This is a genomic window from Streptomyces yangpuensis, from assembly GCF_024666385.1.
In the GTDB taxonomy this organism is placed as follows: domain Bacteria; phylum Actinomycetota; class Actinomycetes; order Streptomycetales; family Streptomycetaceae; genus Streptomyces; species Streptomyces yangpuensis.
In genome coordinates, this window is record NZ_CP102514.1 from 4,956,632 (window position 1) to 4,979,923 (window position 23,292).

Below are 23,292 nucleotides of genomic sequence, written 5' to 3' on the forward strand. Positions count from 1 at the left end.
CGGGACGTCCCACGGCCTATAGAACGTCCCTATGCAGAACGAGCGGTTAAGGGCCCTGATGGCATCCGGCGGCTGGACTCATGCATCGCTGGCGAGCGCCACGGGCGTCGATCCGAAGAGCGTCGAACGCTGGGTCAACCTCGGGCGCACCCCACGGCGGGCAACAGCGCTGTTGGCTGCCGAGATTCTGGGCGAGCACGTCCACGCACTGTGGCCGGCGCTGAGACAGGCCCGTGCCGCGCGGGCCGTCAGCCCCGAACTGGTGGCGCTGTACGACCAGCGTGCTGACCTTCCCGTCTCCCTATTCGTGGACCTGCTGACGACAGCTCGCGAGCGGATCGACGTGCTGGTCTACGCAGCGGTGTTCCTGCACGAGGCGTATCGCCGCCTGAACGACCTCCTTCGGGAACGCGCGGCGGACGGCTGCACGGTCCGGATCGCCATCGGTGACGCGGACAGCGAGAACGTCCGGCAGCGTGGACAGGAAGAGAGATTCGGGCACGGCATCGAATCCCGCTGTCGTCTCGCCCTCATGCACTACCGACCCCTGGCCGACGTGCCCGGCATCGAGCTGCGAACGCACAGCACGACCCTCTACAACAGCCTGTACCGGGCGGACGACGAAGTCCTGGTCAATGCCCACGTCTGGGGTGTGAACGCGTACGGTGCGCCCGTGTGGCACCTTCGCCGTCACGAAGCCGGGGGCATGTTCGACACCTACGCCGACAGCTTCAACGCGGTGTGGGAGACGGCCCGTCCCGTGGAGGAGTGACCCGATGGCCCGGACCGAGTACTACGACGATCCCCACGCTCCCGAGCCCAACAGCATGGTCGTGGCAGCCTCTGCCGTCGTCACGGACGACCAGGGCCGCATCCTGCTGCAACGGCGCCGTGACAACGACCTGTGGGCCCTCCCCGGCGGCGGGATGGACCTCACGGACTCCCTCCCCGGAGCGGCCGTCCGAGAGGTCAAGGAGGAGACGGGCCTCGATGTGGAGATCACGGGGCTGGTCGGCACCTACACGGACCCGAAGCACATCATCGAGTACAGCGACGGCGAGGTCCGCCGTCAGTTCAACGTCTGCTTCACGGCCCGCATTGTCGGGGGCACGCTGGCGATCTCGGACGAGAGCACGGAACTCCGCTTCGTGGAGCCCGCTGAGCTGAAGGCGTTGCCCGTGCACCACACGCAACGCCTGCGCCTGCGGCACTTCCTGGAGCATCGGGCCTCGCCGTACCTCGGGTGACGAAGTGGCGGTGGGCCGCCACTTCGTCGCTGATGGCTACTTCAGGCGTTCCGCGATGCGGTCGCGGAGGGAGTCCATCGTGAAGCCGCGGGGGTCGACCTTGCCCGGCTGCCATTCGCGGTGGCCGATGACCGAGCGGGCCGTCCAGCGGTGGACCCGGCACAGGGCCGCCGACACGCGGGCTATGGCGTCCATCTGGGCCGGGGGCCACGGGTCCTCGCCGTCGCCGAGGTTCACGCATTCGAAGCCGTAGAAGTGGCGGTTGCCGTCGGTGGTCGCCTCGTTGTCCGGGGGGAGCCGCCGTTCGGCGATCACCGCCGCCAGGACGTCGGGGTCGCCCAGGCCGGCGTGGTTGGCGCGGCCGTAGCCGACCAGGTGGACACGGCCGTCCTTGGCGATCACGCCGTGGCACAGCGGCCCCGGAAGGGCGCTGTGGCCGTTGCGGCAGAGCTCGACGGAATACGCGGTGCCGCGCGTGACGGTGTGGTGGATCATCACCCCGTGCACCGGGCCCCAGGGCCCCTTGTGGTTGCGGTTGTGGGTGCGCCAGGCGCCGACCTCGACGACGGTCAGGCCTTCGTTCCTCAGTGCGTTGATGAACCGGTCCGCGGACATGGGTGCGGCCATGGCCGCCTCCCTTCGTGCGGTGCGCGACGGACACCCATTGTGTCCGAATCGTCACGCTCCGGTTTAGTGGAGGCGGCCCTTCCGCGGCTAGTGTTTTCGTACGGCTAGCGAGCGGATCCGGACACCGCTCACGCGGAAGCGAGCCACAGGTCGGGGCCGAAGACCTCGTAGTGGATGTCGGCGGCCGGCACGCCCTTGGCGATCAGCTGCTCGCGCACGGAGCGCATGAAGGGGAGCGGTCCGCAGAGGTAGGCCCGGGCGCCGGGGGCGACGGTCACCTCGGACAGGTCCATCAGGCCGGTGGCGTCCCCCGGCTCCGCCGACTCCTCGTACCAGAACGTGGCCGTGGCGTCGGCCAGCTTGTGGGTCAGCGCCCGGTGGTCCGTCCGCAGCGGGTGGTCCGCGGGGGAGCGGTCGGCGTGCAGGACCGTCACCGGTGAGGCGTGCCCGGTCTCGGCCAGGTGCTCCAGCATCGACAGCATCGGGGTGCAGCCGATGCCGGCCGAGGCGAGCAGCAGCGGGGCGTCGGAGTCCTCCAGGACCAGGTCGCCGTACGGGGCCGAGACGCGCAGGGTGTGGCCCGTACGGACGTGGGCGTGCAGGTGGTTGGAGACCTCGCCGTCGGGACCCGTGGCGGCCGCGCCGTGGACCCGCTTGACGGTGATCGTGCGGACCGCCGAGCCGGGCGAGGAGGACAGGCTGTACTGGCGGATCTGCCGGGCCCCGTCGGGGAGTTCGACCTGGACCGAGACGTACTGGCCGGGCAGGTGCGCGGGCGCCGGGGCGCCGTCCGCGGGGGTGAGGCTGAAGGTGGTGCAGTCGGCCGTCTCCTCCGAGCGGCCGGTCACGGTCCACTCGCGCCAGACGTCACCGGCGGCGATCCGGTGCCCGGCGTAGAGGCGCTCCTCGATGGCGACGAGCGCGTTCGCCATCAGCCAGTAGACCTCGTCCCAGGCCTGGGCGACCTCGGGCGTGACGGCCTCGCCGAGGACCTCGGCCATCGCCGCGAAGAGGTGCAGGTGGACGACGGCGTACTGCTCACGGGTGACCCCGAGGCTGGCGTGCTTGTGCGCGATGCGGCTCAGCATCACGTCGGGGCGGGTGTCCGGGTGCTCGACGAGGTGGGTCGCGAAGGTGGCGATGGAGCCGGCGAGCGCCTGCTTCTGGAGGCCGGCGTTCTGGTTGCCCCGGTTGAAGAGGTCGCGGAGCAGCTCCGGGTGGGCGGTGAAGAGCTTGGTGTAGAAGAGCTCCGTTATGTCGCCGATGGCCGCTCCGACGGCGGGCAGGGTGGCTCGGACGGTCGCGGTCGACTTCTCGGACAGCATGGGGGAACTCCTCGCGTGGTGGAACCGGTCCATTAATTTGCATCTTAGATGCGTATTTTTGCTCGCAGAGGTCCACCGCAGTGCGGACCTCTGTTCGAACTCCCGTCGCAGGTGAGGCTATGGGGTCCGGTGGGTGGCGGTAACCGGCCATTCGGCCCTGATGGTCAGGGACCTTCGGCCCCGGTGGGCGCCCTGCCCGAAATGCCCAGGAGGAGCGGGCCGGTCGGGGCCGCCACCAGGTCGTTCACCGTCAGCGGGTCCAGCGCGGCGAAGAACGCCTCCTGGGCGCGGCGCAGCGCGCCGCGCAGCAGGCAGGCGCTCCGCAGCGGGCAGGGGGTGGTGCCGTCGCAGTCCACGACGTCGCCCGCGCCCTCCAGTTCGCGCACCACCGCCCCCACCGAGGCCGCCCGCCCGGCGGGGGTCAGGGTGAGCCCTCCGCCGCGGCCGCGGCGCGCCTCGACCAGGCCGAGATGCTGCAGCCTGGCGACGACTTTGGCCGTGTGGGTGTACGGGACCTCCATCGTCGCCGCCACGTCGCGCGTGGTGGGGAGGTCCTCCTCCTCGACGGCCAGGCGCATCAGGGTGCGCAGCGCCAGGTCGGTGAATCGCGTCAGCCGCATGGGGTCACCGTAGAAAACTCGCATCCCAGATACAAATTAAGACCCGGACGGGATCATCACTTGGCCGAAACGGATAGGGCGTACGGAGCTCCCGCGCCCCGCGGGCGAGGGAGTTCGATCCGAGAGAGTGCCCCGCCCCCGGACGGAGTAGTCCCACCCTTTTGTGTAATGGTTCCACCACGTTGCGTGCTGAAAGGCTGCTGCCGCAGACCCATGGAGTGATCGAAAGGGAAAGACATGTCGGTCCAGGCAGGTTCCGAGTCCGAGGCCCAGACACCGCATGCCCAGACACCGCAGCGCAGTCTGGGGACGGCGGCCGCACGGAACTTGGCAACCACGACCAAGTCCGCGCCGCAGATGCAGGAGATCACTTCGCGGTGGCTGCTGAAGATGCTGCCGTGGGTGTCGGTCCAGGGCGGCGCCTACCGGGTGAACCGGCGGCTGAGCCACTCGGTCGGCAACGGCGTCGTGGAGTTCGTCAAGACCGGGACCCGGGTCCAGGTGATCCCCGCCGAGCTCGGCGAACTCCCGTTGCTGCGCGACTACGACGACCTCGACGTCCTCGGCGAACTCGCCCAGCGGTGCCGCCAGATCGACTTCGAGGCCGGCCAGGAGCTGACCTCCTTCGGCAGCCCCTCCGACGAGGTCTTCCTGCTCGCGCACGGCCGCGTCGACCAGATCGGCCCGGGCCCCTACGGCGACGACGCCGTCCTGCGGACCGTCGCCGACGGCGCGTACTTCGGCGAGGACGCGCTCGTCGATGAAGAATCGATTTGGGAGTACACCGCCCGCGCCGCCACCCCCGGCACCGCCCTCGCCCTGTCCCGGCAGGACTTCCAGCTGCTGGCCGACCGGGTTCCCGCGCTGCGCGAGCACCTGGACCGGGTACGCTCCGCGCCCGCCCGGCGCACCAACGCGTACGGCGAGGCGGAGATCGACCTCTCGGCCGGCCACCGGGGCGAGGCCGTCCTCCCCGGCGCCTTCGTGGACTACGAGGCCCGCCCGCGCGAGTACGAGCTCTCCATCGCCCAGACGGTCCTGCGGGTGCACACGCGCGTCGCCGACCTCTACAACCACCCGATGAACCAGACCGAGCAGCAGCTGCGGCTCACGGTCGAGGCGCTGCGCGAGCGCCAGGAGCACGAGATGCTCAACAACCCCGACTTCGGCCTGCTCCACAACGCCGACTACGACCAGCGCATCCAGCCGCACGACGGCGGCCCCACCCCCGACGACATGGACCAGCTGCTCAGTATGCGGCGCGGCTCCAAGCTGTTCCTCGCGCACCCCCAGGCGATCGCCGCCTTCGGCCGCGAGTGCAACAAGCGCGGAATCCACCCGGGGACGGTGGACGTCGACGGCACCCGGGTGACCACCTGGCGCGGGGTGCCGATCTTCCCGAGCAACAAGATCCCGATCAGCGACGCCCGCACCACCTCCATCCTGTGCATGCGCACCGGCGAGGACGAGCAGGGTGTGATCGGCCTGCACCAGCCGGGCATCCCGGACGAGATCGAGCCGAGCCTGTCGGTCCGCTTCATGGGGATCAGCGAGCAGGCGATCATCTCCTACCTGGTCACCGCGTACTTCTCCGCCGCGGTGCTGGTGCCGGACGCGCTCGGGCTGCTGGAGAACGTCGAGATCGGCCGCTGGCGCTGATCGAGGTGAACGCCATTGCGACCGGTGAGGGCCAGGAGGCCGCGGCCCTGCTGGAACGGACGAGAGAAGCGGTCGACCCGGAACTGCGCCGCACCGTGGAGAGCCTGCCCGGCGGGATGCGGCGCGTGGCGATGTACCACTTCGGCTGGGTGGACGCGGACGGCACCCCGGCCGAGGGCAGCCCCGGCAAGGCCATCCGGCCGGCCCTGGTGCTGGCCGCGGCCCAGGCCCTGCAGGGCCCGGGCCGCGGTAGGGTCGGAGGTCCGGTCGACCAGGCCGTACGGGCCGCGGTCGCGGTGGAGCTGGCGCACAACTTCACGCTGCTGCACGACGACGTCATCGACGAGGACGTCCGCCGCCGCGGCCGCGCCACGGCCTGGACGGTGTTCGGGACGCCGGACGCGATCATCACCGGCGACGCCATGATGGCGCTCGCCCAGCGGCTGCTCGCGGACGATCCGCACCCCGCCGCCGCGGCGGCCTCGTCCCGGCTCTCGGCCTGCCTCGTCGAGCTGTGCGCGGGACAGCAGGCCGACTGCGCCTTCGAGCGGCGCCCGGACGTCGCGCTCGAAGAGTGCCTGACCATGGCGACGGCCAAGACGGGGGCCCTGCTGGGCTGCGCGTGCGCGCTGGGCGCGCTGTACGCGGGGGCCGGACCGGACGAGGTGGACGCCATGGACGCCTTCGGCCGGGAGGCGGGCCTGGCCTTCCAGCTGATCGACGACCTGATCGGCATCTGGGGGGACCCGACGCACACCGGCAAGCCCGCCGGGGCCGACCTGATCGCCCGCAAGAAGTCCCTGCCGGTCGTGGCCGCCCTCACCTCGGGGACCCGGGCGGGCGAGGAGCTGGCCGCCCTCTACGCGGGATCCATGACCGGGGACGACGTCCGCAGGGCGGCCGACGCGGTGGAGCGGGCCGGCGGGCGCGACTGGGCGCAGGCCCAGGCCGCGGACCGGATGGGCCGGGCGGTCCAGCAGCTGTCCCGGGCCGTTCCGGACCTCGGGGCGGCGGGCGGGCTGCTGGCACTGGCGGAGTTCGTGACGCGCCGCACGAGGTGAGCGGGCGTCCGGCGTGACCGGGGGGCGGCCCGTTCCGGCACCGCAGGGTGCCGGAACGGGCCTTACCGCACGGGTGCGCCAACTCTAGGATCGCTGACGGTTGTTGACCGTAGAGCGAAGGGTGTGACCAGTGGCGCTGGAGATACGTCAGGCGGATCAGTCGGACCGGGACGCGGTGGCGCGGCTGCTCGACGAGGCCTTCCGCACCGACCCGGTGAGCAGCTGGGTCTTCCCGGACCCGGAGCACCGGGCCGCCGTGCACGGACGGTTCCTGGGCGTCTTCGTGGACGTCGCGCTGGCCGAGGGCCGGATCGACTACGCGGTGGACGGCTCGGCGGCCGCCCTGTGGTTGCGGATCCCGGCGGGCGAGCCGGAGGGCGAGGACGAGATCCCGGCGAAGATGCGGGCGGTGGCCGACCCGGACAACGAGCGGTGCGAGCTGGTGGGCCGGCTGACGGGCGCGGTGCACCCCACCGCGGAGGAGCACGAGTACCTGCTGATGATCGCCGTCGCCCCGGGCCGGCAGGGGGAGGGGCTGGGCACCGAGCTGATGCGGCCGGTGCTGGAGCGCTGCGACCGCGAAGGCGTACCGGCGTACCTGGAGGCGAGCAGCGAGCGCAGCAGGGGCCTGTACGAGCGGCTCGGCTGGGAGTTCACCGGCGAGGCGGTGCGACTGCCGGAAGGGCCGCTGATGTGGCCGATGTGGCGCAAGCCCAGGGGCTGACGGCGCCGAGGGGCGGGAGCTTGCGTAACCACTTCACCTGAAGTACTTTACTCGCCGTGCCCCGGTGCGGAGGCACTGTCCGACGGAAGAGAATCGCTTGCGCAAGCTCACGTACTTCATCGCCACCACCGTCGACGGGTTCATCGGTGCCCCGGACGGCGACGGCGACTTCTTCTACAGCCACCTCGACGCCGAATTCGTCGAGCACCTCAAGGCCGAGTACCCGGAGACCATCGCGGCCCAGGGGCGCGCGCAGCTGGGGATCGCCGACGCCCCGCCGAAGCGCTTCGACGCGGTCCTCATGGGCCGGGCCACCTACGAGCCGGGCCTCAAGGCGGGCATGACCAGCCCCTACGGCCACCTGCCCGAGCAGTACGTCGTCTCGCGCTCCCTCACCACCCCGCCCGACCCGCAGGTGCGGCTGATCAGCGGCGACCTCCCCGCCCGCGTCCGCGAGCTCAAGGCCCGCGACGGGCTCGGTATCTGGCTGTGCGGCGGCGCGGACCTCGCCACCCAGCTGATCGACGAGATCGACGAGTTCGTCGTCAAGACCTATCCCGTCTTCGCCGGCACCGGGATGCCGATGTCGCGGGCCGGCTTCGGTGTGCGACCCCTGGAGCTCACCGGGGTCACCACCCTCGGCGGCGGCCAGATCGTCAGCACCTACCGCCGCCGGCGCTGACCCGACGGACACCCGGAAACCGGCCTACCGTGGAGGTATGGCCGGTGAACAGCAGCACGCGCACGAGCGGGTGGCCCCGCAGGCCGGGCACGAACAGCGGACGTGCCCGACCTGCGGGCTCCACGTCGACACGGTGGTCAGGCGGCGCAAGTCCCTCGGGGTCTTCATCCCCGTGTGGAGCCGGGGCCCCTGCCGGAACCCCGACTGCACGGACTACGTGGAGCCCGGGGAGCGGTGACTCAGCCCGCGGGGGCCAGCTCCTTCGCGCCCAGGCCCGAGGCGAAGCCGTTGGCCCACAGCTGGTTCACGCGCGCCCGCTCGGTGGAGTTCGGGGTGGCGTTCTGGCACGAGGTGCCCGGGCCGCCGCCCGACATCAGCTCGCTGCACGGGCCCGAGTAGTGGTCCGGCAGACCCAGCACGTGGCCGGTCTCGTGCGAGGTCACCCGGGTGGAGTTGTACTGCTGGTTCTGCCGGTAGTCGAGGAAGATGTAGCCCCGTCCGTGCCCGTCCGTGCTCGCGTACGAGCCGCGTGAGTCATTGCCCTCGCGGTAGGAGAAGTTCCCGCCGGAGGACACCTCCTGAAGCTTGACGTTGGTCACCGAGCTGTTCCAGATCTGCGTGGAGCGGGCTATCTGGGTACGGAAGCTGGGCGCGTTGCGGGTGTTGTACGTGACGGTGACGGCCAGGGCGCCCGGGTTCGCGGCACGCTGCTCGGCGACCGAGCGCTGCACGGCCTCGAAGAAGGCCCGGTTGGCGGCCTGGTTCTCCGGCGAACGCTCGTACGCCGCGTAGCTCGCGGCATTGCCGGCGGGGGCGGGCGCGGCGGCGGCGGTGGGGACGGCGCCGAGGGTGGCGGCGAGACCGATGCCGACGGCGGTCGCCAGCAGGGCCTTACGGGAGTGGCGCATGTGGGGGAGCTCCTACTCGTCCGGTGCGGTGGGGGGTGGGTCGTTCGGTACCGGAGTCTGCGGGAGCGGAACGGGTCGGCGGATGATGTCACTGGCCGATAGCACCGGCCTATCGCGGAGATTTCGACAGCCCAACTAGCGTGAGAATGGCGGGATTCGGGGGGCTATCGGTGACTGGTGCGGTCCCACGGGCCCGGCCTACCCTCGGGGCATGGAGCTTGAGGTCAGGCACCTGCGCGCGCTGTGCGCCATCGCCGACGCCGGCAGCCTGCACAAGGCCGCCCGGCAACTCGGCGTGAGCCAGCCCTCGTTGACGACGCAGTTACGCCGCATCGAACGGGCCCTGGACGGCGAGCTGTTCCTGCGCGAGCGCACCGGCTGCCGGCCCACTCCTTTCGGCCGCACCGTCCTCGGCCGGGCCCGCCCCCTCCTCGCCGAGATGGCCGCGCTGGTCGCGGAGGCCCGCGCACAGGCCCACGGCCCCCGGCTGCGCATCGGCTCGACGGCCAGCCGGGCGCTGCCCGGATGGCTGCGGCGCCTCCACCGGAGGCTGCCCGACACCGAGACCTCCCTCCTGGTGGACGTCTCCGCGAACGCGCTGCTCAGGATGGTGGCGGCGGGGCAGCTGGACGTGGCGTTCGTGCACGAGGTGGAGGGCAGCCCGCTGCGGGTGCCCGAAGGGCTCCAGACGCACGTGCTGATGGAACGCGAGCCGCAGTTCGTCTCCATGCCGAGGGACCACCCCGCCGCGCGGCAGGAGATCGTCTCCTTAGGGGACCTGGCCGCCGACCGCTGGGCGGTGGACCCCTCGGTCGACGGCGAATGGGACGGCCTGCGCCGGGTCTTCGCCGGGGCCGGGCTCGACCCGCCGGTCCTGCACACCGACTACCACACGGCGACCTCGCTGATCATCTCCGGTGAGGCGGTCGCGCCCTGCCAGCCGACCTCGGGGCCGCGCGAGGACATGGCGATCCGGCCGCTGTGCGGGGACCCCCTGGCCGTACGGCTGCTGCTGGCGACCCGCCCGGGCGCGCACGCCGAGGTCTACGAGGACCTCCGCGCGGCCTACCGCGAGGCCGCCCTGCGCACGCCCCCGTACCGGGCGTGGCTGCACCACCACGCCAGCCCCCTGCTGGAGGCCGCTTGAAGGCTCCCTAAACCCGCGCGCGGGCCCGGTCGTAGGCCAGTGAGAGCGCTCCCTGGGCCAGGAGCAGGGAGCCCGCCGCGGCCCACGCGGGGCTGCGGCGCCGGGCCGCCCACACCAGGAGCGGAGCCCCCGCCGCGATCTGGGCCGCGCCCAGCAGCCGGGCCTTCGGGCCCCGGACCCACGGGCCCAGCGGGCCCGCGTCCACCGCGTCGCATTCGGCACGCACGGCGTCGCGCCAGCCCGCCCACTCCACCGTCTCGACGTCCGGCGCGACCCGGGCCGCGCCCCGCAGCCGGTCGGCCGGTTCACCCGGCGTCAGACCGGGTGGCAGGGCCAGACCGGCGCGCGTCAGCAGCGCGGTCAGCCCGCGCAGCCGGTCAGCGCCGTCGACGCCCGGCGCGGCGTCGGGGCGGGTGAGCCGCTCCAGCTCCTCCAGGTCGATTACCGGATCCAGCCCGAGCCTGGCGGCCAGGGTCCGCATCGCACCGGGCTCGCCCGCCGCCCGTCCGGACGCGTCCCACTCCTGGGCGACGGTCCGCCGGAAGCCGCCGGCCAGCGCGAACCCGGCGCGGCCGCCCTCCCACCACAGGCCGAGCACCGGCCAGTTGGTGCCGGTGGCGAGCGCCGTTCCCCAGGCGGTGAACACCTCGGCCGCGCTGCCGCCCTCCAGCCACGGCTTGTCCTCGGGGACGAGCACGGTCCACGCGCCGGCCGGGGCGAGCAGCAGGCGTACGCGCAGCAGGTGCGCGGGGGAGCGCGCCGCGACGGGTTCGATACGGCAGAGCAGCAGTCCGCCGGTCGGGGTTCTGGAAATTGACATGCTCACACGCTAAGGCAAATCACCCCCAAATGGCGGATTGCGACACCCTGCTTGACTTCACCCGACCGCGATATATCGTGTTCTTCACAAGACGCGATATGTTGCGTGCGTCGAGCTCCGTCCGTGAACGCACGAGGAGGATCAGCACCATGTCAGAGCAGTCGTCCCAGCCGTCGCGGTCGACGTGGCACTTCGCCGAGCCGCAGAAGCTCACCTTCGAGGAGCCAGTCACCGAGCTCCGCGTGCGCGTCGTCAGCGGCACCGTCAACGTGGTCGCAGCCGAGGAGGGCCCGGCCCGCCTGGAGGTGACCGAGGTCGACGGCCCGCCCCTGTACGTCGTACAGGAGGACGGCGTCCTCACCGTCTCCTACGAGGACCTGCCCTGGAACGGCTCCCAGGGCCTCAAGGAGTGGTTCGAGGACAAGCCGTGGAAGGCCTGGTCCGCATCCTCCTCCGGCCGCAAGGCGTGGGAGCGCCGCGCGGCCGTCACCCTCACCGTGCCCGCCGCCACCCGGGTCCACGTGGCCACCGTCGACGCCACCGCCTTCGTCTCCGGCATCTCGGCCGCCACCGACGTCAAGGGGGTCTCCGGCGACGCCACGCTGGTCGGGCTCTCCGGCCGGGTCAAGGCGCACACCGTCTCCGGCAGCGTCGAGGCGCAGTCCGTCACCGGCGACTTCGGCTTCCACTCGGTCTCCGGCGGCCTGACCGTCGTCGACGGCGCGGGCGTGAACGTGCGCGCCGACTCGGTCAGCGGCGACATGCTGATCGACCTGGACCCCGGCCCGGCCGCCGAGCGGCCCGTGGACATCGCCCTGAACTCCGTCTCCGGCCAGGTCGCGATCCGCCTCCCGCACCCCGCCGACGCCCGCGTCGAGGCCAACACCGCCACCGGCGGCGTCTCCAACGCCTTCGAGGACCTGCGGGTCTCCGGCCGGCTCGGCGCCAAGCGGATCACCGGCACGCTCGGCTCGGGCGCCGGCACCCTGCGGGCCACCACGGTCTCCGGCGCCATCGCGCTGCTGCGCCGCCCGCAGGCGGACGCCGACGCCGCCGCCGCCGCTCCGCTCGCGCTCGACAAGAAGGTGCTCTGACATGCCGCCCGTCTTCGCCCACGGCCGCCTCCGCCTCTACCTCCTCAAGCTGCTGGACGAGGCCCCGCGCCACGGGTACGAGGTGATCCGCCTGCTGGAGGAGCGCTTCCAGGGCCTGTACGCCCCCTCGGCCGGCACGGTCTACCCGCGCCTGTCCAAGCTGGAGGCGGAGGGCCTGGTCACGTACGCGACCGAAGGCGGGCGCAAGGTGTACTCCATCACCGAGGCGGGCCGCGCCGAACTCGCCGACCGCAGCGGCGAACTGGCCGACCTGGAGCTGGAGATCCGCGACTCCGTCACCGAACTGGCCGCCGAGATCCGCAGCGACGTCCGGGGAGCGGCGGGTGACCTGCGGCGCGAGATGCGGGCGGCCGCCACCGCGTCGGCGGCCCAGGTGGGCGAGGAGGACTCCTGGAAGGCGGCCAAGGAGGAACTGCGCAAGGCCCGGCAGGAGTGGAAGGAGCAGGCCCGCCGGGCCAAGGACGAGAGCCGCCGGGCCCGCGAGGAGGCGCAGGCGGCCCGCCGCCAGGCCAAGGAGGCCCAGGACCGGGCGCGCGAGGAGGTCCAGCGGATCGCGGGCCAGCTCCAGGAGCAGTTCGCCAGATCCGGCGGCGTCCTGGGCAGCCTGGCCGGCGCCTGGCTGGGCGGAACGGCTGCGACGCCGGCCGGCGCGGCTGCCGATGCCGCTCCTGGCTGGGCCGCGGACCTGGCGCCGACCGGTGACCCGGCCCGAGACCTGGACCGGCTGCTGGACCGCTTCCGCGACGAGGTACGGGACGCGGCGCGGGACCGCGGGGTGTCCGCGGCCCAGGTGGCCGAGGCCCGCGACCACCTCGCGGCCGCCGCCGCCCGGCTGGCCACCACGTTCACCCCCAGGCCGTAGCCCACCGCCGAGGCCCCGCCCCGTACCCCGCGCCTCCGCCGGCGGGGCTGGATGGTGCGGCGGGGCCGGATGGTGCCCAGCAGGGCGGAATGGTGCGCCCGGCGGGGCTGAAGGAGCGGGGCTCCGCCCCGTACCCCGCGCCTCAAACGCCGGCGGGGCTGGATGGTGCGGCGGGGCTGGATGGTGCCCAGCCGGGCGGAATGGTGCGCCCGGCGGGGCTGAAGAAGCGGGGCTCCGCCTCGCACCCCGCGCCTCAAACGCCGGCGGGGCTGCATGGTGCGGCGAGGCTGGATGGTGCGGGTGGGGCCAGTTGGTGAGTGGCTGGGCAGGATGACGCCCGGCGGGACTGAAAGAGCGGGGCTCCGCCCCGTACCCCGCGCCTCAAACGCCGGCGGGGCTGCATGGTGCGGCGGGGCTGGATGGTGCCCAGCCGGGCGGAATGCGGGCCGGGGGCTGGATGGTGCAGGGCTGGGCGGAATGGTGCCCGGGAGGGCTGGACAGTGCCCAGCCGGACGGGCCGGCCGACGGGTTGGCCGGTGGGCCGAAAGAGACGGGCGGCGGCTGGTCCGGGTTGGTCGGGTGTGGGCCGGGGTGTCCCCGCAGGGCGCCGAACGGGTGCCGCCCGACTTTCCACTCAGCCCGCCAGGGTTCGGCGCCCGAGGAGATACCCCGGCGCGCGCCCGGCCCCGCCCGCGCTTTCACCCGCCGCCCGGCGACACCTCGCCCACCCCGACGGAGCGCGGGCCCGGCGGCACCCGGCCAGCCTGCGGGAGCGCGGGGCCGTCGGCACCCCGCCCCTGCCCCCCCCCGCTGCGGGAGCGGCCGCCCGGCGACACCTCGCCCATCCCGACGGAGCGCGGACCTGGCGGCACCCGGCCAGCCTGCGGGAGCGCGGGGCCGACGGCACCCCGCCCCTGCGCCACCCCGCCCCCGCCCCCCTGCGGCGGCGGTCCGGCGGCGCACCGCTGACCTGCGACCCGTCGCGGGAGCGGTTCGTCAGCCGTGGGCCTCCGCCGTCGCGTAGGTGATGCCGTGGTCCGTCAGGACCTCGGCGACCGTGCCGGGGCGGGAGAGCAGGGCCAGCAGCAGGTGCAGGGTGCCGATGTGCTTGTCCTTGCGGCCCAGGGCGATCCGCAGCGACTGCTCTAGGACCTTCTTCGAGCCCTGCGTGAAGGGGACGTGGCGGCTGCCGCCACGGCCGTCCGGCTCGTCCCGGCCGAGCGCCGAGCGGAGCGAGCCGCCCAGGGTCCGGCGGCGCGGCGCGGGCGCCGCGAGGACGCCTTCGCCGTGGGCCTCCTCGATCCGCGAGACGATCTCGCCGAGGTCGATGCCCAGCCCGGCCAGCGCCTCCTCGTCCGCCCGCGACATACCGCCCCGGCGGCGGGCCGCCGCGAGGTCGGCGGCCACCGCCTCGCGGTCCACCCCGAAGGGGTCCAGGGCGCCCAGGGCCAGCAGGGACAGCAGCAGGTGTTCCTCGGTGACGGTGGCGGCCCGGGCCTGCCTGGCCTCGGCCACCGCCCCGACGACGGTCGACCGGGCGTCACGGGTGAAGCGTTCGAACATCAGAGCCTCCCGTACTTCTTGTGGACGGCCTGCCGGCTCACGCCCAGCTCGGCCGCGATCTCCTGCCAGGACCACCCCTGCGCGCGGGCGCTGCGTACCTGTACGGCCTCCAGCTGCTCCAGCAGTCTCCGGAGTGCCGCCACGGCACGCAGGCCCACGCGCGGGTCACGGTCGCCGGCCCGCTCGGCCAGATCAGTGGCTTCGGTCATGCATGTCAATGTAGGTTGACGCGGGAGGGTCGTCAACCCTGGTTGACATCCAAATGAATCGGTGCGCCAGGACGTCAGGCCGTCACGGCTTCAGGACGATCTTTCCGAAGAGGTCGCCCGCCGCGAGCTTCTCGAACCCCTCGCGCGCCCGGTCCAGCGGCAGCACCTCGTCGATGACCGGTCGCAGCCCCGTCGTGGCGCAGAAGGCGAGGAGGTCCTCCAGCTCGTCCTTCGAGCCCATGGTCGAACCGACGACCTTCAGCTCCAGGAAGAAGATCCGGGTCAGCTCGGCGTGCGTCGGCCGGTCACCGCTCGTGGCGCCGGAGATCACCAGGGTGCCGCCGGGGCGCAGTGACTTCACCGAGTGGGACCAGGTGGCCGCACCCACGGTCTCGATCACCGCGTCCACCCGCTGCGGCAGCCGCGCGCCCGGCTCGAACGCCTCCACCGCGCCGAGCTCCACGGCCCGCTTGCGCTTGGCCTCGTCCCGGCTGGTGGCGTAGACCCGCAGGCCGGCCGCCTTGCCGAGGGCGATCGCGGCGGTCGCGACACCGCCGCCGGCGCCCTGGACCAGGACGGAGTCCCCGGGGCGGACCCCGGCGTTGGTGAAGAGCATCCGGTAGGCGGTCAGCCAGGCCGTCGGAAGGCAGGCGGCCTCCTCGAAGGACAGCTCGGCGGGCTTGCGCAGCACGTTCCAGGCGGGGACGGTCACCTGCTCGGCGAAGGTGCCCTGGTAGCGCTCGGTCAGGATCGAGCGGGGCTCGTCCGGGCCGACCCCGTGGCCGCTCTGGCCGATCACGGAGTGCAGGACGACCTCGTTGCCGTCCTGGTCGATCCCGGCCGCGTCGCAGCCGAGGATCATGGGGAGGCTCTCCTCCCCGAGGCCGACCCCGCGCAGCGACCACAGGTCGTGGTGGTTGAGGGAGGCGGCCTTGACGTTCACGGTCACCCAGCCGGGCCGGGCCTGCGGGGCGGGGCGATCGCCCAGCACAAGGCCGTTCAGCGGCTGGTCACGGTCGATTCGGGCGGCGTAGGCAGCGAACATGCCGCGACGCTACCGCTGGGTAGGGGCCTGGTTCCAGACCTCCCGCGACCGCGGGGGTGAGGCCTTCGTCGCACCCGCCCCGCCCGGGGGGCGGCGGACGACGGCGGACGGCGGCGGACGGGCCTCGTTCGCGGCCCGCATACACCCGGCACGGCCCGCCGGGGCGGCACCCGCGCGAGCGCCGCGCCGTTCCCCCGGCAGGCCGCCGGGGCGGCACCGTGCGAGCGGCCCGCGTACGCGCGAAGAGGCCCGGCCGGAGGGATCCGGTCGGGCCTCTTCGCGTACCGCTCGGTGCCGGTCAGACCAGGCGGGCCACGCCGTCCGCCTTCGCGGCGGCGGCGACGGCCGCGGCGACGGCCTCCGCGACGCGCGCGTCGAACGGCGACGGGATCACGTAGTCGGCGGCGAGCTCGTCACCCACGACACCGGCGATGGCGTCGGCGGCGGCGATCTTCATGCCCTCGGTGATCCGGGTGGCGCGCACCTTGAAGGCGCCCGCGAAGATGCCCGGGAACGCGAGCACGTTGTTGATCTGGTTCGGGAAGTCCGAACGGCCCGTGGCCACGACCGCCGCGTACTTGTGCGCGACGTCCGGGTGGACCTCCGGGTTCGGGTTGGCCATGGCGAAGACGAACGCGTCCTTCGCCATCGTGGCCACCGCCTCCTCGGCGACGGAGCCGCCGGAGACGCCGATGAACACGTCCGCGCCGGCCAGGGCCTGCTCCAGCGAGCCGGTCTGGCCCGTCTTGTTGGTCAGGCCCGCGATCTCCGCCTTGACGTCCGTCAGGTCGGAGCGGTCCGCGGAGACGACGCCCTTGCGGTCCGTGACGCAGACGTCGCCGATGCCGGCGTCCACCAGGATCTTGGCGATGGCGATGCCCGCCGCGCCCGCGCCCGCGATGACGGCGCGCAGGTCGCCGAGGGTGCGACCGGTGAGCTTGGCGGCGTTGCGCAGCGCGGCCAGCGTCACGATGGCCGTGCCGTGCTGGTCGTCGTGGAAGATCGGGATGTCCAGCGCCTCCTGGAGGCGCCGCTCGATCTCGAAGCAGCGGGGGGCGGAGATGTCCTCCAGGTTGACCCCGCCGAAGGACGGCGCGAGACGGATGACCGTCTCGACGATCTCGTCCGTGTCCTTGGTGGCGAGCGCGATCGGGACCGCGTCCACACCACCGAACTGCTTGAAGAGGATGGCCTTGCCCTCCATCACGGGGAGGGAGGCTTCCGGGCCGATGTCACCGAGGCCGAGCACGGCCGTACCGTCGGTGACGACGGCGACCACGTTGGACTTCCAGGTGTACTCGTTGACCAGCTCCGGCTCCTCGGCGATGGCGGTGCACACCTTCGCCACGCCCGGGGTGTACGCCAGGGACAGGTCGTCCTTGTCGTTGACCGGAACCGTGGCCTGGATGGCCATCTTGCCGCCCCGGTGCAGTGCGAACACCGCGTCGGGGTTGTTGTCCGTCGCACTGTCGCTGCGAGGGTTGACGATCTCCGCTGCCACTTCGTGTGACCCCTTAATTCCTTATGTTCGTTGAGGGTGGCCACTCCTGGTTAAGGGGTGGGCGGGCACCGCGTCCGTACTCCGCATCGACGGTTGGCCCGTCTCCGCGAAGGGGAGGTTCGTACGCGCGGGCGCGCCGCACGCGCGCCCTGAGCCCCGGATGAGGGGTGTAAGGATCTGTTCTACCCGAAGAACACTCGCTCAGACGAGTCGATTCCGGCTCAACCGTAGGTCACCTGCCCGCCTTTTGGCGAAAAGTCCAAACCTTGCCGTCCGGTGGGCGAGACGCCCCGGAGAAACTGCGCCCAAAAGGCCTGGTCACAGCAGTATCTGCGGTGCCGAACCCCCTTGCCCGCAGTCCTGTTGGCCTACCCGGGTCGCCCGTTATGCGATTTTGACCTGACGGGCAGCCTGAATGTCTCAGTCCGAATGGCAAGATGCCGTAATCACACAAGGTCGCGACACTCGATGGTGCGTGTCCGACCGTTTTTCGATGCTTTTCCACCCCTGCCGGAGGAACGAAGCCATGACCGCTAGCACCACCCGTCGTACGACCGCCGCCCGGTCCCGGATCGCCGCGGTCGGCGCGATCGCGGTCGCCGGCGCCCTGATCCTCACCGGCTGTGGGGACCAGACCGACAAGGCGTCCTCCACCCCGTCGGGTGCGGCGAACAACAGCAGCGCGCCGCTCTTCTCGAAGCTCCCGAAGAAGATCCAGGACGCCGGTGTCATCAAGGTCGGCACCGACGCGACCTACGCGCCGATGGAGTTCACCGAGGGTGGCAAGATCGTCGGTGTCGACCCCGACATCGCGGCGGCCCTGAGCAAGCAGCTCGGCGTCCAGTTCAAGTTCGAGTCGGGCACCTTCGACACGCTGATCGGCAGCATGCAGACCGGCCGCAGCGACCTGGTCATGTCCTCCCTCACCGACACCAAGGCCCGCCAGGAGGGCCTGGACGACAAGGGCGCCAAGACCGGTGCGGGTGTCGACTTCGTCGACTACTTCTCCGCCTCGACCGGCATCCTGGTCAAGAAGGGCAACCCGCAGGGCATCAAGACCCTCGACGACCTGTGCGGCAAGACGGTCGCCGTCCAGCGCGGCACCACGTACGAGGAGTCCGCCAAGACCCAGGCCGAGAAGTGCAAGACGGACGGCAAGGGCGAGCTCAAGGTCGAGTCCTTCCCGACCGACGCCGAGGCCCAGACCCGCGTGAAGGCGGGCGGCGCCGCCGCGGACCTGAACGACTCCCCGGTCGCCGCGTACATCGCGCAGACCGCCGGCGGCGGCAACGACTTCGAGGCCATCGCCAACCCGACCGACGCCGGCCTCTTCGGCATCGCGGTGGACAAGAAGAACACCGAGCTGCGCGACGCGCTCAAGGAAGCCCTGGACGCGATCATCAAGGACGGCACCTACAAGGCCGCCCTGGACAAGTGGAACGCCGGCTCCGGCGCCGTCACCGAGGCCAAGATCAACGCCGGTTCCTGACCTCCGCGTACCACCGCAGCACACTGAAGGGCAGTCACTGTGACTGACAAGCTCGACAAGGGCCCGGGCCCGGCGGACACCCCGCCGGCCGGGGCCCTCCCCCCCGAGGCGATCCGTGCCATCCCGGTCCGCCACTACGGCCGCTGGATCAGCGCCGTGGTCGTCATCGGCCTGGTCGTGGCGCTCATCATCGCCTTCTCCCAGGGCAACGTCCGCTGGGCGACCGTGCCGGAGAAGCTGTTCGACCCCTCGATCCTGCGAGGCGTCGTCAACACGATCTGGATCAGCGTCACCGCGATGGCCCTGGGCCTGGCGCTCGGCGTCCTCTTCGCCGTCATGCGCCTGTCCAAGAACCCGGTGACCAGCACCATCGCCTGGTTCTACATCTGGCTCTTCCGCGGCACCCCGGTGTACGTGCAGCTCCTCATCTGGTTCAACCTCGCCCTGATCTTCCCGATCCTGAACCTCGGGTTCTACAAGGACGAGATGACCCAGGTCATGACGCCGTTCCTGGCCGCCCTGCTGGGCCTCGGCCTCAACGAGGGCGCGTACATGGCGGAGATCGTCCGCGCCGGCATCCAGTCCGTCGACGAGGGCCAGACCGAGGCCTCGCACGCGCTGGGCATGACCCGGACGCAGACCATGCGCCGTGTCGTCCTGCCGCAGGCCATGCGGGTGATCGTGCCTCCGACGGGCAACGAGTTCATCAACATGCTCAAGACGTCGTCGCTCGTCGTCGCCGTGCAGTACTTCGACCTGCTGCGCGCCGCGCAGGACATCGCCTCCACCTCGTTCGCGGTCATGGAGATGTTCTTCGTCGCCTCGATCTGGTACCTCGCGCTGACCAGCGTGTTCAGCGTCGGCCAGTACTACCTGGAGCGCCGTTACGCCCGTGGCGCGCTCCGCACCCTGCCGCCCACGCCGCTGCAGAAGATCAAGGCGAAGCTGTCCAGCTTCTCGAACAGCAAGGCGGTGGCCTGATGACTGCCATGGTGAAGGCCGAGGGCGTCCACAAGTCCTACGGCGCGGCGCACATCCTCAAGGGCATCGACCTGGAGGTCGCCCCGCGTGAGGTGTTCTGCCTGGTCGGCCCGTCCGGCTCCGGCAAGTCGACCTTCCTGCGGTGCATCAACCACCTGGAGCAGATCAACGCCGGACGGCTCTACGTCGACGGGGACCTCGTCGGCTACCGCCAGAAGGGCGACAAGCTCTACGAGCTGAAGGACAGCGAGGTCGCGGCGCAGCGCCGGGACATCGGCATGGTCTTCCAGCGCTTCAACCTGTTCCCGCACATGACGGCCATAGAGAACGTCATGGAAGCGCCGGTCATGGTGAAGGGCGAGTCCAAGGCGGTGGCGCGCGAGCGCGCCATCCGCCTCCTGGACCGGGTGGGTCTCGGCGAGAAGGGCGGGAACTACCCCTCCCAGCTCTCCGGCGGTCAGCAGCAGCGCGTGGCGATCGCCCGCGCGCTCGCCATGGAGCCGAAGCTGATGCTCTTCGACGAGCCCACCTCGGCCCTCGACCCCGAGCTGGTCGGTGACGTCCTGGACGTCATGCGGGACCTCGCCGAGTCGGGCATGACCATGATCGTCGTCACCCACGAGATGGGCTTCGCCCGCGAGGTCGGCGACAACCTCGTCTTCATGGACGGCGGCGTCGTGGTCGAGTCGGGTCACCCCCGCGACGTGCTGGGCAACCCCCAGCACGACCGGACGAAGGCCTTCCTTTCCAAGGTGCTGTAGGCGGCGGCGCCGGGCGCCGCACGCGGACACGACCGAGGGGCGGTACGGGAATCCGTACCGCCCCTCGGTCATGCCGCGTCCTGTCGTGCGCCCCCGTTCCGGATTCCCTACTTCAGACCTAGGACCAGGGCGTCCGAGGGCGAGCGCCAGACCGTACGGGCCTCCGCGAAGCCCGCGGCGCGCAGCGTTTCGGCGTGCCAGGCCGCGGAGGGGGTGTCGCCGTCGGCGTGCTCCCCGTAGATCTCGAAGCGGCGGGCGGTGGGCTCGGCCAGCGCCGGGTCGGCGGCGGCCAGGGCCCACCACTCGCGCCAGTCGACCGCCCCCGCGGCCCTGGCCCGGTCCATGCCGGCGTGCCGGTGGGCGCGCTCGGCGGCGTTGATGCGCGGGGTGGCCGGGTCGGGCATGTGGTCGGCGTTCAGGAACGCCCCGCCGGGCACCAGCAGGGGTGCGAGCTGTCCGTACAGCACGGCCAGCTCCTCGCTGTGCAGCCAGTGCAGGGCGGTGGCGGTCAGGATGACGTCGTAGGTGGCGTGGGGGAGGGCCGCGTGCCAGGCGGGGTCCTTGAGGTCGGCGGTCACGAAGGAGACGCGCGCGTCCCCGGAGAAGTGGCCCCGGGCGATGGTCAGCAGCGCGGGGTCGAGATCGACGCCCGTGCTGGTGGCTCCCGGGAACCGCTTGAGGACGCGGTCCGTAATACTTCCCGTACCGCATGCGAGATCCAGCACCCGGGGGGTGGGTCCCACCAGCGCCTCGACCATGTCCAGCATCACCCGGAACCGCTCCTCGCGGTCGGGCATGTACCACTCCTGCTGGCGGTCCCAGCTGTCCTGCCAGGCCTGCCAGTCGGTGCCGCGCCGTCCCGCGCCGTTCGGCTCCGTGCCGGGCCGTCCCGTGCCGGGCCGTCCCGCTCCGGTCGTGTCCGCCGTGTCCGTCGCATCAGCCATCCCGAACCCCTTCCTACGTAATACCCTCGAAGACGTCTCAGCTGTTACGAGACATTAATCCGCAGCCGTAAGGACTACAAGTGGAACTGGCCCATTACTCGGACTTCGCCGTGCGCCTGGTCAACACCGAGGAGCCGGCCCGCAACAAGGACGCGCTCACCTCGGTGGACGCCGTCCGCGCCCTGTTCGGCGACAGCCAGCAGATGGCACGCCGCGTCACGGACACCGACGTCACCCGCTTCCGCAACGTCCGCGGCCGGCTGCGGGCCGTCTTCGAGGCCGCCGACGGCGGCGACCACGTCCTCGCCGTCGACCTGCTCAACTCCCTGCTCATGGAGTTCCCCGTCAGCCCGCAGGTCTCCGGCCACCAGACCCTCGACGAGACCGGACGCCCCGACTGGCACATCCACCTCGCCGACCACCCCTCGAACGCCTCCGCCGGCTACGCCGCCATCGCCTCCTTCGGCCTGGCCTTCCACCTCACCGAGCACGGCCCCGACCGCCTCGGCCTGTGCCAGGCCACGCCCTGCCGCAACGCCTACCTCGACACCTCCACCAACCGCTCCCGGCGCTACTGCTCCGACCGCTGCGCCACCCGGGCGAACGTCGCCGCCTACCGCGCCCGCAAGCGGCTGGAGGCCGAGGAGTCGGCGCGCAGCACGCGCAGCGACGAGGCCGCCCAGGACAACCGGGCCCTCAGCGAGCGCTGACCCTCCTCGCGCGGCCTGAAACGCAGCACCGCCGTCGCCAGCACCAACTCGGCGGGCACCGGCCCGTAGACGGTGCTGTCGCCGGTCTCGTTGAACGGGTTGTCGCCCAGCACCCACCACGAGCCGCCGGGGCGCCGCTCGACCGCGCGTTTGACCACGAGCAGGTCCTGCTGGAACGGGTGGCGCAGCACCACGACGGCACCCGGCCGGACGGCGGCCCCGTAACGGACCACGAGCCGGTCGCCGTCCAGCAGCGTGGGCACCATCGACGGACCCGTCACCTCCACCACCTCGAACCGCTTGCGCGGGCGGGCGCTCTCCACCATGCGTGTCCTCCTCGTCACTCCCGCATGCTGCCGCACGGCCCCGTACATTCGCTCACCGGTCCGGCCGTGACCCTGGACTTTTGTCCTAAGCCCATGGGGGCGCCCGCGAAATCCGGTTCTCCAGCGAGTAATGTCCCCCCTTGAGAAGACGATCACGAGGAGGACAACTCCATGCTTTCCCGCCTCTTCGCCCCCAAGGCGAAGGTCTCCGCCCACTGCGACCTGCCGTGCGGCGTGTACGACCCTGCCCAGGCCCGCATCGAGGCCGAGTCCGTCAAGGCCGTGCAGGAGAAGTACCAGGCCAACGACGACGCCGACTTCCGCGCGCGCGCCATCACCATTAAGGAGCAGCGCGCCGAGCTCGCCAAGCACCACGTCTCGGTGCTGTGGAGCGACTACTTCAAGCCGCCGCACTTCGAGAAGTACCCGCAGCTGCACACCCTGGTCAACGACACCCTGAAGGCCCTCTCGGCCGCCAAGGCGTCGAACGACCCGGCGACCGGCCAGAAGGCCCTCGATCTCATCGCCGAGATCGACCGCATCTTCTGGGAGACCAAGGCCGCCTGAGCCTTCGCACCCCGCGCAGAGGGGCCCGTCCGCAGCAGCGGACGGGCCCCTCTCGCGTCGTCCGCAGACGACCTCACGGCCGGCACCCGGCGGACGTCACCGATCCGGCCGAACCACTCGTCACTACTCGTCCTCGTCGTCCTCGTCGTCCAGCCGGGCCAGCCAGGTGGCCAGGCGCTCCACCGGAACCTCGAAGTCCGGGTTCAGGTCGACGAAGGTGCGCAGCTGCTCGGCGAGCCACTCGAAGGTGACCTCCTCCTCGCCGCGCCGCTTCTCCAGCTCCTCGATGCCGCGATCGGTGAAGTACAAGTCGGGCTCCGTGCCGTGATGGGGAAGTGGATGGGGATGCCGATATGGACGTCGACAGGGATGTCGACGTGCAGGGAACGTTTCCCGCCA

General features: G+C 71.8%; 27 protein-coding genes. 15 read left to right on the plus strand and 12 right to left on the minus strand.

Annotated elements, in window-relative coordinates; translation table 11 throughout:
• Positions 1-31: 31 nt before the first annotated feature.
• Together NRK68_RS22885 and NRK68_RS22890 are read left to right on the plus strand one after the other, a co-directional pair.
• On the plus strand, positions 32-772 hold the full coding sequence (locus NRK68_RS22885; RefSeq protein ID WP_257856568.1) for a DUF5919 domain-containing protein: 741 nt from the start codon (positions 32-34) through the stop codon (positions 770-772).
• A gap of 4 nt (positions 773-776) precedes the next feature.
• Positions 777-1,247: an NUDIX domain-containing protein gene (locus NRK68_RS22890; protein WP_183067276.1), complete on the plus strand. Its 471-nt coding sequence runs from the start codon at positions 777-779 to the stop codon at positions 1,245-1,247.
• Between the two features lie 36 nt (positions 1,248-1,283).
• Here the strand turns inward: NRK68_RS22890 and NRK68_RS22895 are convergent, their stop codons facing one another.
• From NRK68_RS22895 to NRK68_RS22905, 3 genes are all read right to left on the minus strand, one after another.
• Positions 1,284-1,874, minus strand: coding sequence for an N-acetylmuramoyl-L-alanine amidase (locus NRK68_RS22895; protein ID WP_183067277.1), 591 nt, complete (start codon positions 1,872-1,874; stop codon positions 1,284-1,286).
• Positions 1,875-2,002: 128 nt separating this feature from the next.
• The gene (locus tag NRK68_RS22900; RefSeq protein WP_257856569.1) at positions 2,003-3,199 is read right to left on the minus strand and encodes a globin domain-containing protein; all 1,197 of its coding nucleotides are present in this window, start codon (positions 3,197-3,199) and stop codon (positions 2,003-2,005) included.
• A gap of 164 nt (positions 3,200-3,363) precedes the next feature.
• Complete coding sequence (locus NRK68_RS22905; protein ID WP_183067279.1) at positions 3,364-3,819, minus strand: RrF2 family transcriptional regulator; 456 nt, start codon at positions 3,817-3,819, stop codon at positions 3,364-3,366.
• 237 nt (positions 3,820-4,056) lie between these two features.
• On the opposite strand from NRK68_RS22905, the gene NRK68_RS22910 reads away from it, so the two are divergent.
• From NRK68_RS22910 to NRK68_RS22930, 5 genes are all read left to right on the plus strand, one after another.
• The gene (locus tag NRK68_RS22910) at positions 4,057-5,478 is read left to right on the plus strand and encodes a family 2B encapsulin nanocompartment shell protein (protein ID WP_257856570.1); all 1,422 of its coding nucleotides are present in this window, start codon (positions 4,057-4,059) and stop codon (positions 5,476-5,478) included.
• Positions 5,475-6,539 carry a family 2 encapsulin nanocompartment cargo protein polyprenyl transferase gene (locus tag NRK68_RS22915; protein ID WP_373024506.1) on the plus strand — a complete coding sequence of 355 codons (1,065 nt, stop codon included), beginning with the start codon at positions 5,475-5,477 and terminating at the stop codon, positions 6,537-6,539. Before NRK68_RS22910 ends, NRK68_RS22915 begins: the two co-directional genes overlap by 4 nt.
• A 130-nt stretch (positions 6,540-6,669) precedes the next feature.
• On the plus strand, positions 6,670-7,263 hold the full coding sequence (locus tag NRK68_RS22920; protein ID WP_257856572.1) for a GNAT family N-acetyltransferase: 594 nt from the start codon (positions 6,670-6,672) through the stop codon (positions 7,261-7,263).
• Positions 7,264-7,360: 97 nt separating this feature from the next.
• On the plus strand, positions 7,361-7,945 hold the full coding sequence (locus NRK68_RS22925) for a dihydrofolate reductase family protein (RefSeq protein ID WP_257856574.1): 585 nt from the start codon (positions 7,361-7,363) through the stop codon (positions 7,943-7,945).
• A gap of 37 nt (positions 7,946-7,982) precedes the next feature.
• Positions 7,983-8,183 carry a hypothetical protein gene (locus tag NRK68_RS22930; RefSeq protein WP_183067283.1) on the plus strand — a complete coding sequence of 67 codons (201 nt, stop codon included), beginning with the start codon at positions 7,983-7,985 and terminating at the stop codon, positions 8,181-8,183.
• A 1-nt stretch (position 8,184) separates the two neighbouring features.
• On the opposite strand, the gene snpA is transcribed toward NRK68_RS22930, so the two are convergent.
• Positions 8,185-8,853, minus strand: a complete 669-nt coding sequence (gene snpA / locus NRK68_RS22935; protein ID WP_257856575.1) for a snapalysin — start codon at positions 8,851-8,853, stop codon at positions 8,185-8,187.
• Between the two features lie 211 nt (positions 8,854-9,064).
• On the opposite strand from snpA, the gene NRK68_RS22940 reads away from it, so the two are divergent.
• The gene (locus NRK68_RS22940) at positions 9,065-10,000 is read left to right on the plus strand and encodes a LysR family transcriptional regulator (protein ID WP_183067285.1); all 936 of its coding nucleotides are present in this window, start codon (positions 9,065-9,067) and stop codon (positions 9,998-10,000) included.
• A gap of 7 nt (positions 10,001-10,007) precedes the next feature.
• Here NRK68_RS22940 and NRK68_RS22945 read toward each other — a convergent pair whose 3' ends face one another.
• Positions 10,008-10,814, minus strand: coding sequence for a hypothetical protein (locus NRK68_RS22945; RefSeq protein WP_257857906.1), 807 nt, complete (start codon positions 10,812-10,814; stop codon positions 10,008-10,010).
• A gap of 155 nt (positions 10,815-10,969) precedes the next feature.
• Between NRK68_RS22945 and NRK68_RS22950 the strand changes: the two genes are divergently transcribed.
• Both NRK68_RS22950 and NRK68_RS22955 read left to right on the plus strand, forming a co-directional pair.
• Positions 10,970-11,914, plus strand: a complete 945-nt coding sequence (locus tag NRK68_RS22950; protein ID WP_257856576.1) for a DUF4097 family beta strand repeat-containing protein — start codon at positions 10,970-10,972, stop codon at positions 11,912-11,914.
• A gap of 1 nt (position 11,915) precedes the next feature.
• A complete protein-coding gene (locus NRK68_RS22955; protein WP_183067287.1) occupies positions 11,916-12,797 on the plus strand; it encodes a PadR family transcriptional regulator in 882 nt (293 codons plus the stop codon).
• 996 nt (positions 12,798-13,793) lie between these two features.
• Here NRK68_RS22955 and NRK68_RS22960 read toward each other — a convergent pair.
• The 4 genes from NRK68_RS22960 to NRK68_RS22975 all read right to left on the minus strand — a co-directional run bounded on the left by NRK68_RS22960 (position 13,794) and on the right by NRK68_RS22975 (position 17,115).
• Positions 13,794-14,360 carry a Clp protease N-terminal domain-containing protein gene (locus NRK68_RS22960; RefSeq protein ID WP_183067288.1) on the minus strand — a complete coding sequence of 189 codons (567 nt, stop codon included), beginning with the start codon at positions 14,358-14,360 and terminating at the stop codon, positions 13,794-13,796.
• On the minus strand, positions 14,360-14,569 hold the full coding sequence (locus NRK68_RS22965) for a helix-turn-helix domain-containing protein (RefSeq protein WP_030013034.1): 210 nt from the start codon (positions 14,567-14,569) through the stop codon (positions 14,360-14,362). Before NRK68_RS22965 ends, NRK68_RS22960 begins: the two co-directional genes overlap by 1 nt.
• 82 nt (positions 14,570-14,651) lie before the next feature.
• The gene (locus tag NRK68_RS22970) at positions 14,652-15,614 is read right to left on the minus strand and encodes a zinc-binding dehydrogenase (RefSeq protein ID WP_183067289.1); all 963 of its coding nucleotides are present in this window, start codon (positions 15,612-15,614) and stop codon (positions 14,652-14,654) included.
• Positions 15,615-15,912: 298 nt separating this feature from the next.
• Positions 15,913-17,115: an NAD(P)-dependent malic enzyme gene (locus tag NRK68_RS22975; protein ID WP_183067290.1), complete on the minus strand. Its 1,203-nt coding sequence runs from the start codon at positions 17,113-17,115 to the stop codon at positions 15,913-15,915.
• A gap of 526 nt (positions 17,116-17,641) precedes the next feature.
• On the opposite strand from NRK68_RS22975, the gene NRK68_RS22980 reads away from it, so the two are divergent.
• From NRK68_RS22980 to NRK68_RS22990, 3 genes are read left to right on the plus strand one after another with little or no spacing between them, the layout of a single operon-like run.
• The gene (locus tag NRK68_RS22980; RefSeq protein WP_046776117.1) at positions 17,642-18,604 is read left to right on the plus strand and encodes an ABC transporter substrate-binding protein; all 963 of its coding nucleotides are present in this window, start codon (positions 17,642-17,644) and stop codon (positions 18,602-18,604) included.
• 39 nt (positions 18,605-18,643) lie between these two features.
• Positions 18,644-19,585 (plus strand): amino acid ABC transporter permease, encoded by a 942-nt coding sequence (locus tag NRK68_RS22985; RefSeq protein ID WP_046776118.1) that lies wholly within the window; start codon positions 18,644-18,646, stop codon positions 19,583-19,585.
• Positions 19,585-20,346 (plus strand): amino acid ABC transporter ATP-binding protein, encoded by a 762-nt coding sequence (locus NRK68_RS22990; RefSeq protein ID WP_030036769.1) that lies wholly within the window; start codon positions 19,585-19,587, stop codon positions 20,344-20,346. The genes NRK68_RS22985 and NRK68_RS22990 overlap by 1 nt, the downstream gene beginning before the upstream one ends.
• Before the next feature lie 107 nt (positions 20,347-20,453).
• Here the strand turns inward: NRK68_RS22990 and NRK68_RS22995 are convergent, their stop codons facing one another.
• On the minus strand, positions 20,454-21,290 hold the full coding sequence (locus tag NRK68_RS22995) for a class I SAM-dependent methyltransferase (protein ID WP_257856577.1): 837 nt from the start codon (positions 21,288-21,290) through the stop codon (positions 20,454-20,456).
• A gap of 80 nt (positions 21,291-21,370) precedes the next feature.
• On the opposite strand from NRK68_RS22995, the gene NRK68_RS23000 reads away from it, so the two are divergent.
• Entirely contained in the window at positions 21,371-22,000 is a 630-nt protein-coding gene (locus NRK68_RS23000; RefSeq protein ID WP_183067292.1) for a CGNR zinc finger domain-containing protein, read from the plus strand.
• On the opposite strand, the gene sodX is transcribed toward NRK68_RS23000, so the two are convergent.
• Positions 21,904-22,326, minus strand: a complete 423-nt coding sequence (gene sodX / locus NRK68_RS23005) for a nickel-type superoxide dismutase maturation protease (protein WP_257856578.1) — start codon at positions 22,324-22,326, stop codon at positions 21,904-21,906. The two genes, NRK68_RS23000 and sodX, sit on opposite strands and share 97 nt — an antisense overlap.
• Positions 22,327-22,497: 171 nt before the next feature.
• On the opposite strand from sodX, the gene sodN reads away from it, so the two are divergent.
• The gene (gene sodN / locus NRK68_RS23010; RefSeq protein ID WP_030036761.1) at positions 22,498-22,893 is read left to right on the plus strand and encodes a superoxide dismutase, Ni; all 396 of its coding nucleotides are present in this window, start codon (positions 22,498-22,500) and stop codon (positions 22,891-22,893) included.
• Positions 22,894-23,016: 123 nt separating this feature from the next.
• Here sodN and NRK68_RS23015 read toward each other — a convergent pair whose 3' ends face one another.
• On the minus strand, positions 23,017-23,202 hold the full coding sequence (locus NRK68_RS23015) for a DUF6104 family protein (protein ID WP_010061466.1): 186 nt from the start codon (positions 23,200-23,202) through the stop codon (positions 23,017-23,019).
• Between the last annotated feature and the right edge of the window lie 90 nt (positions 23,203-23,292).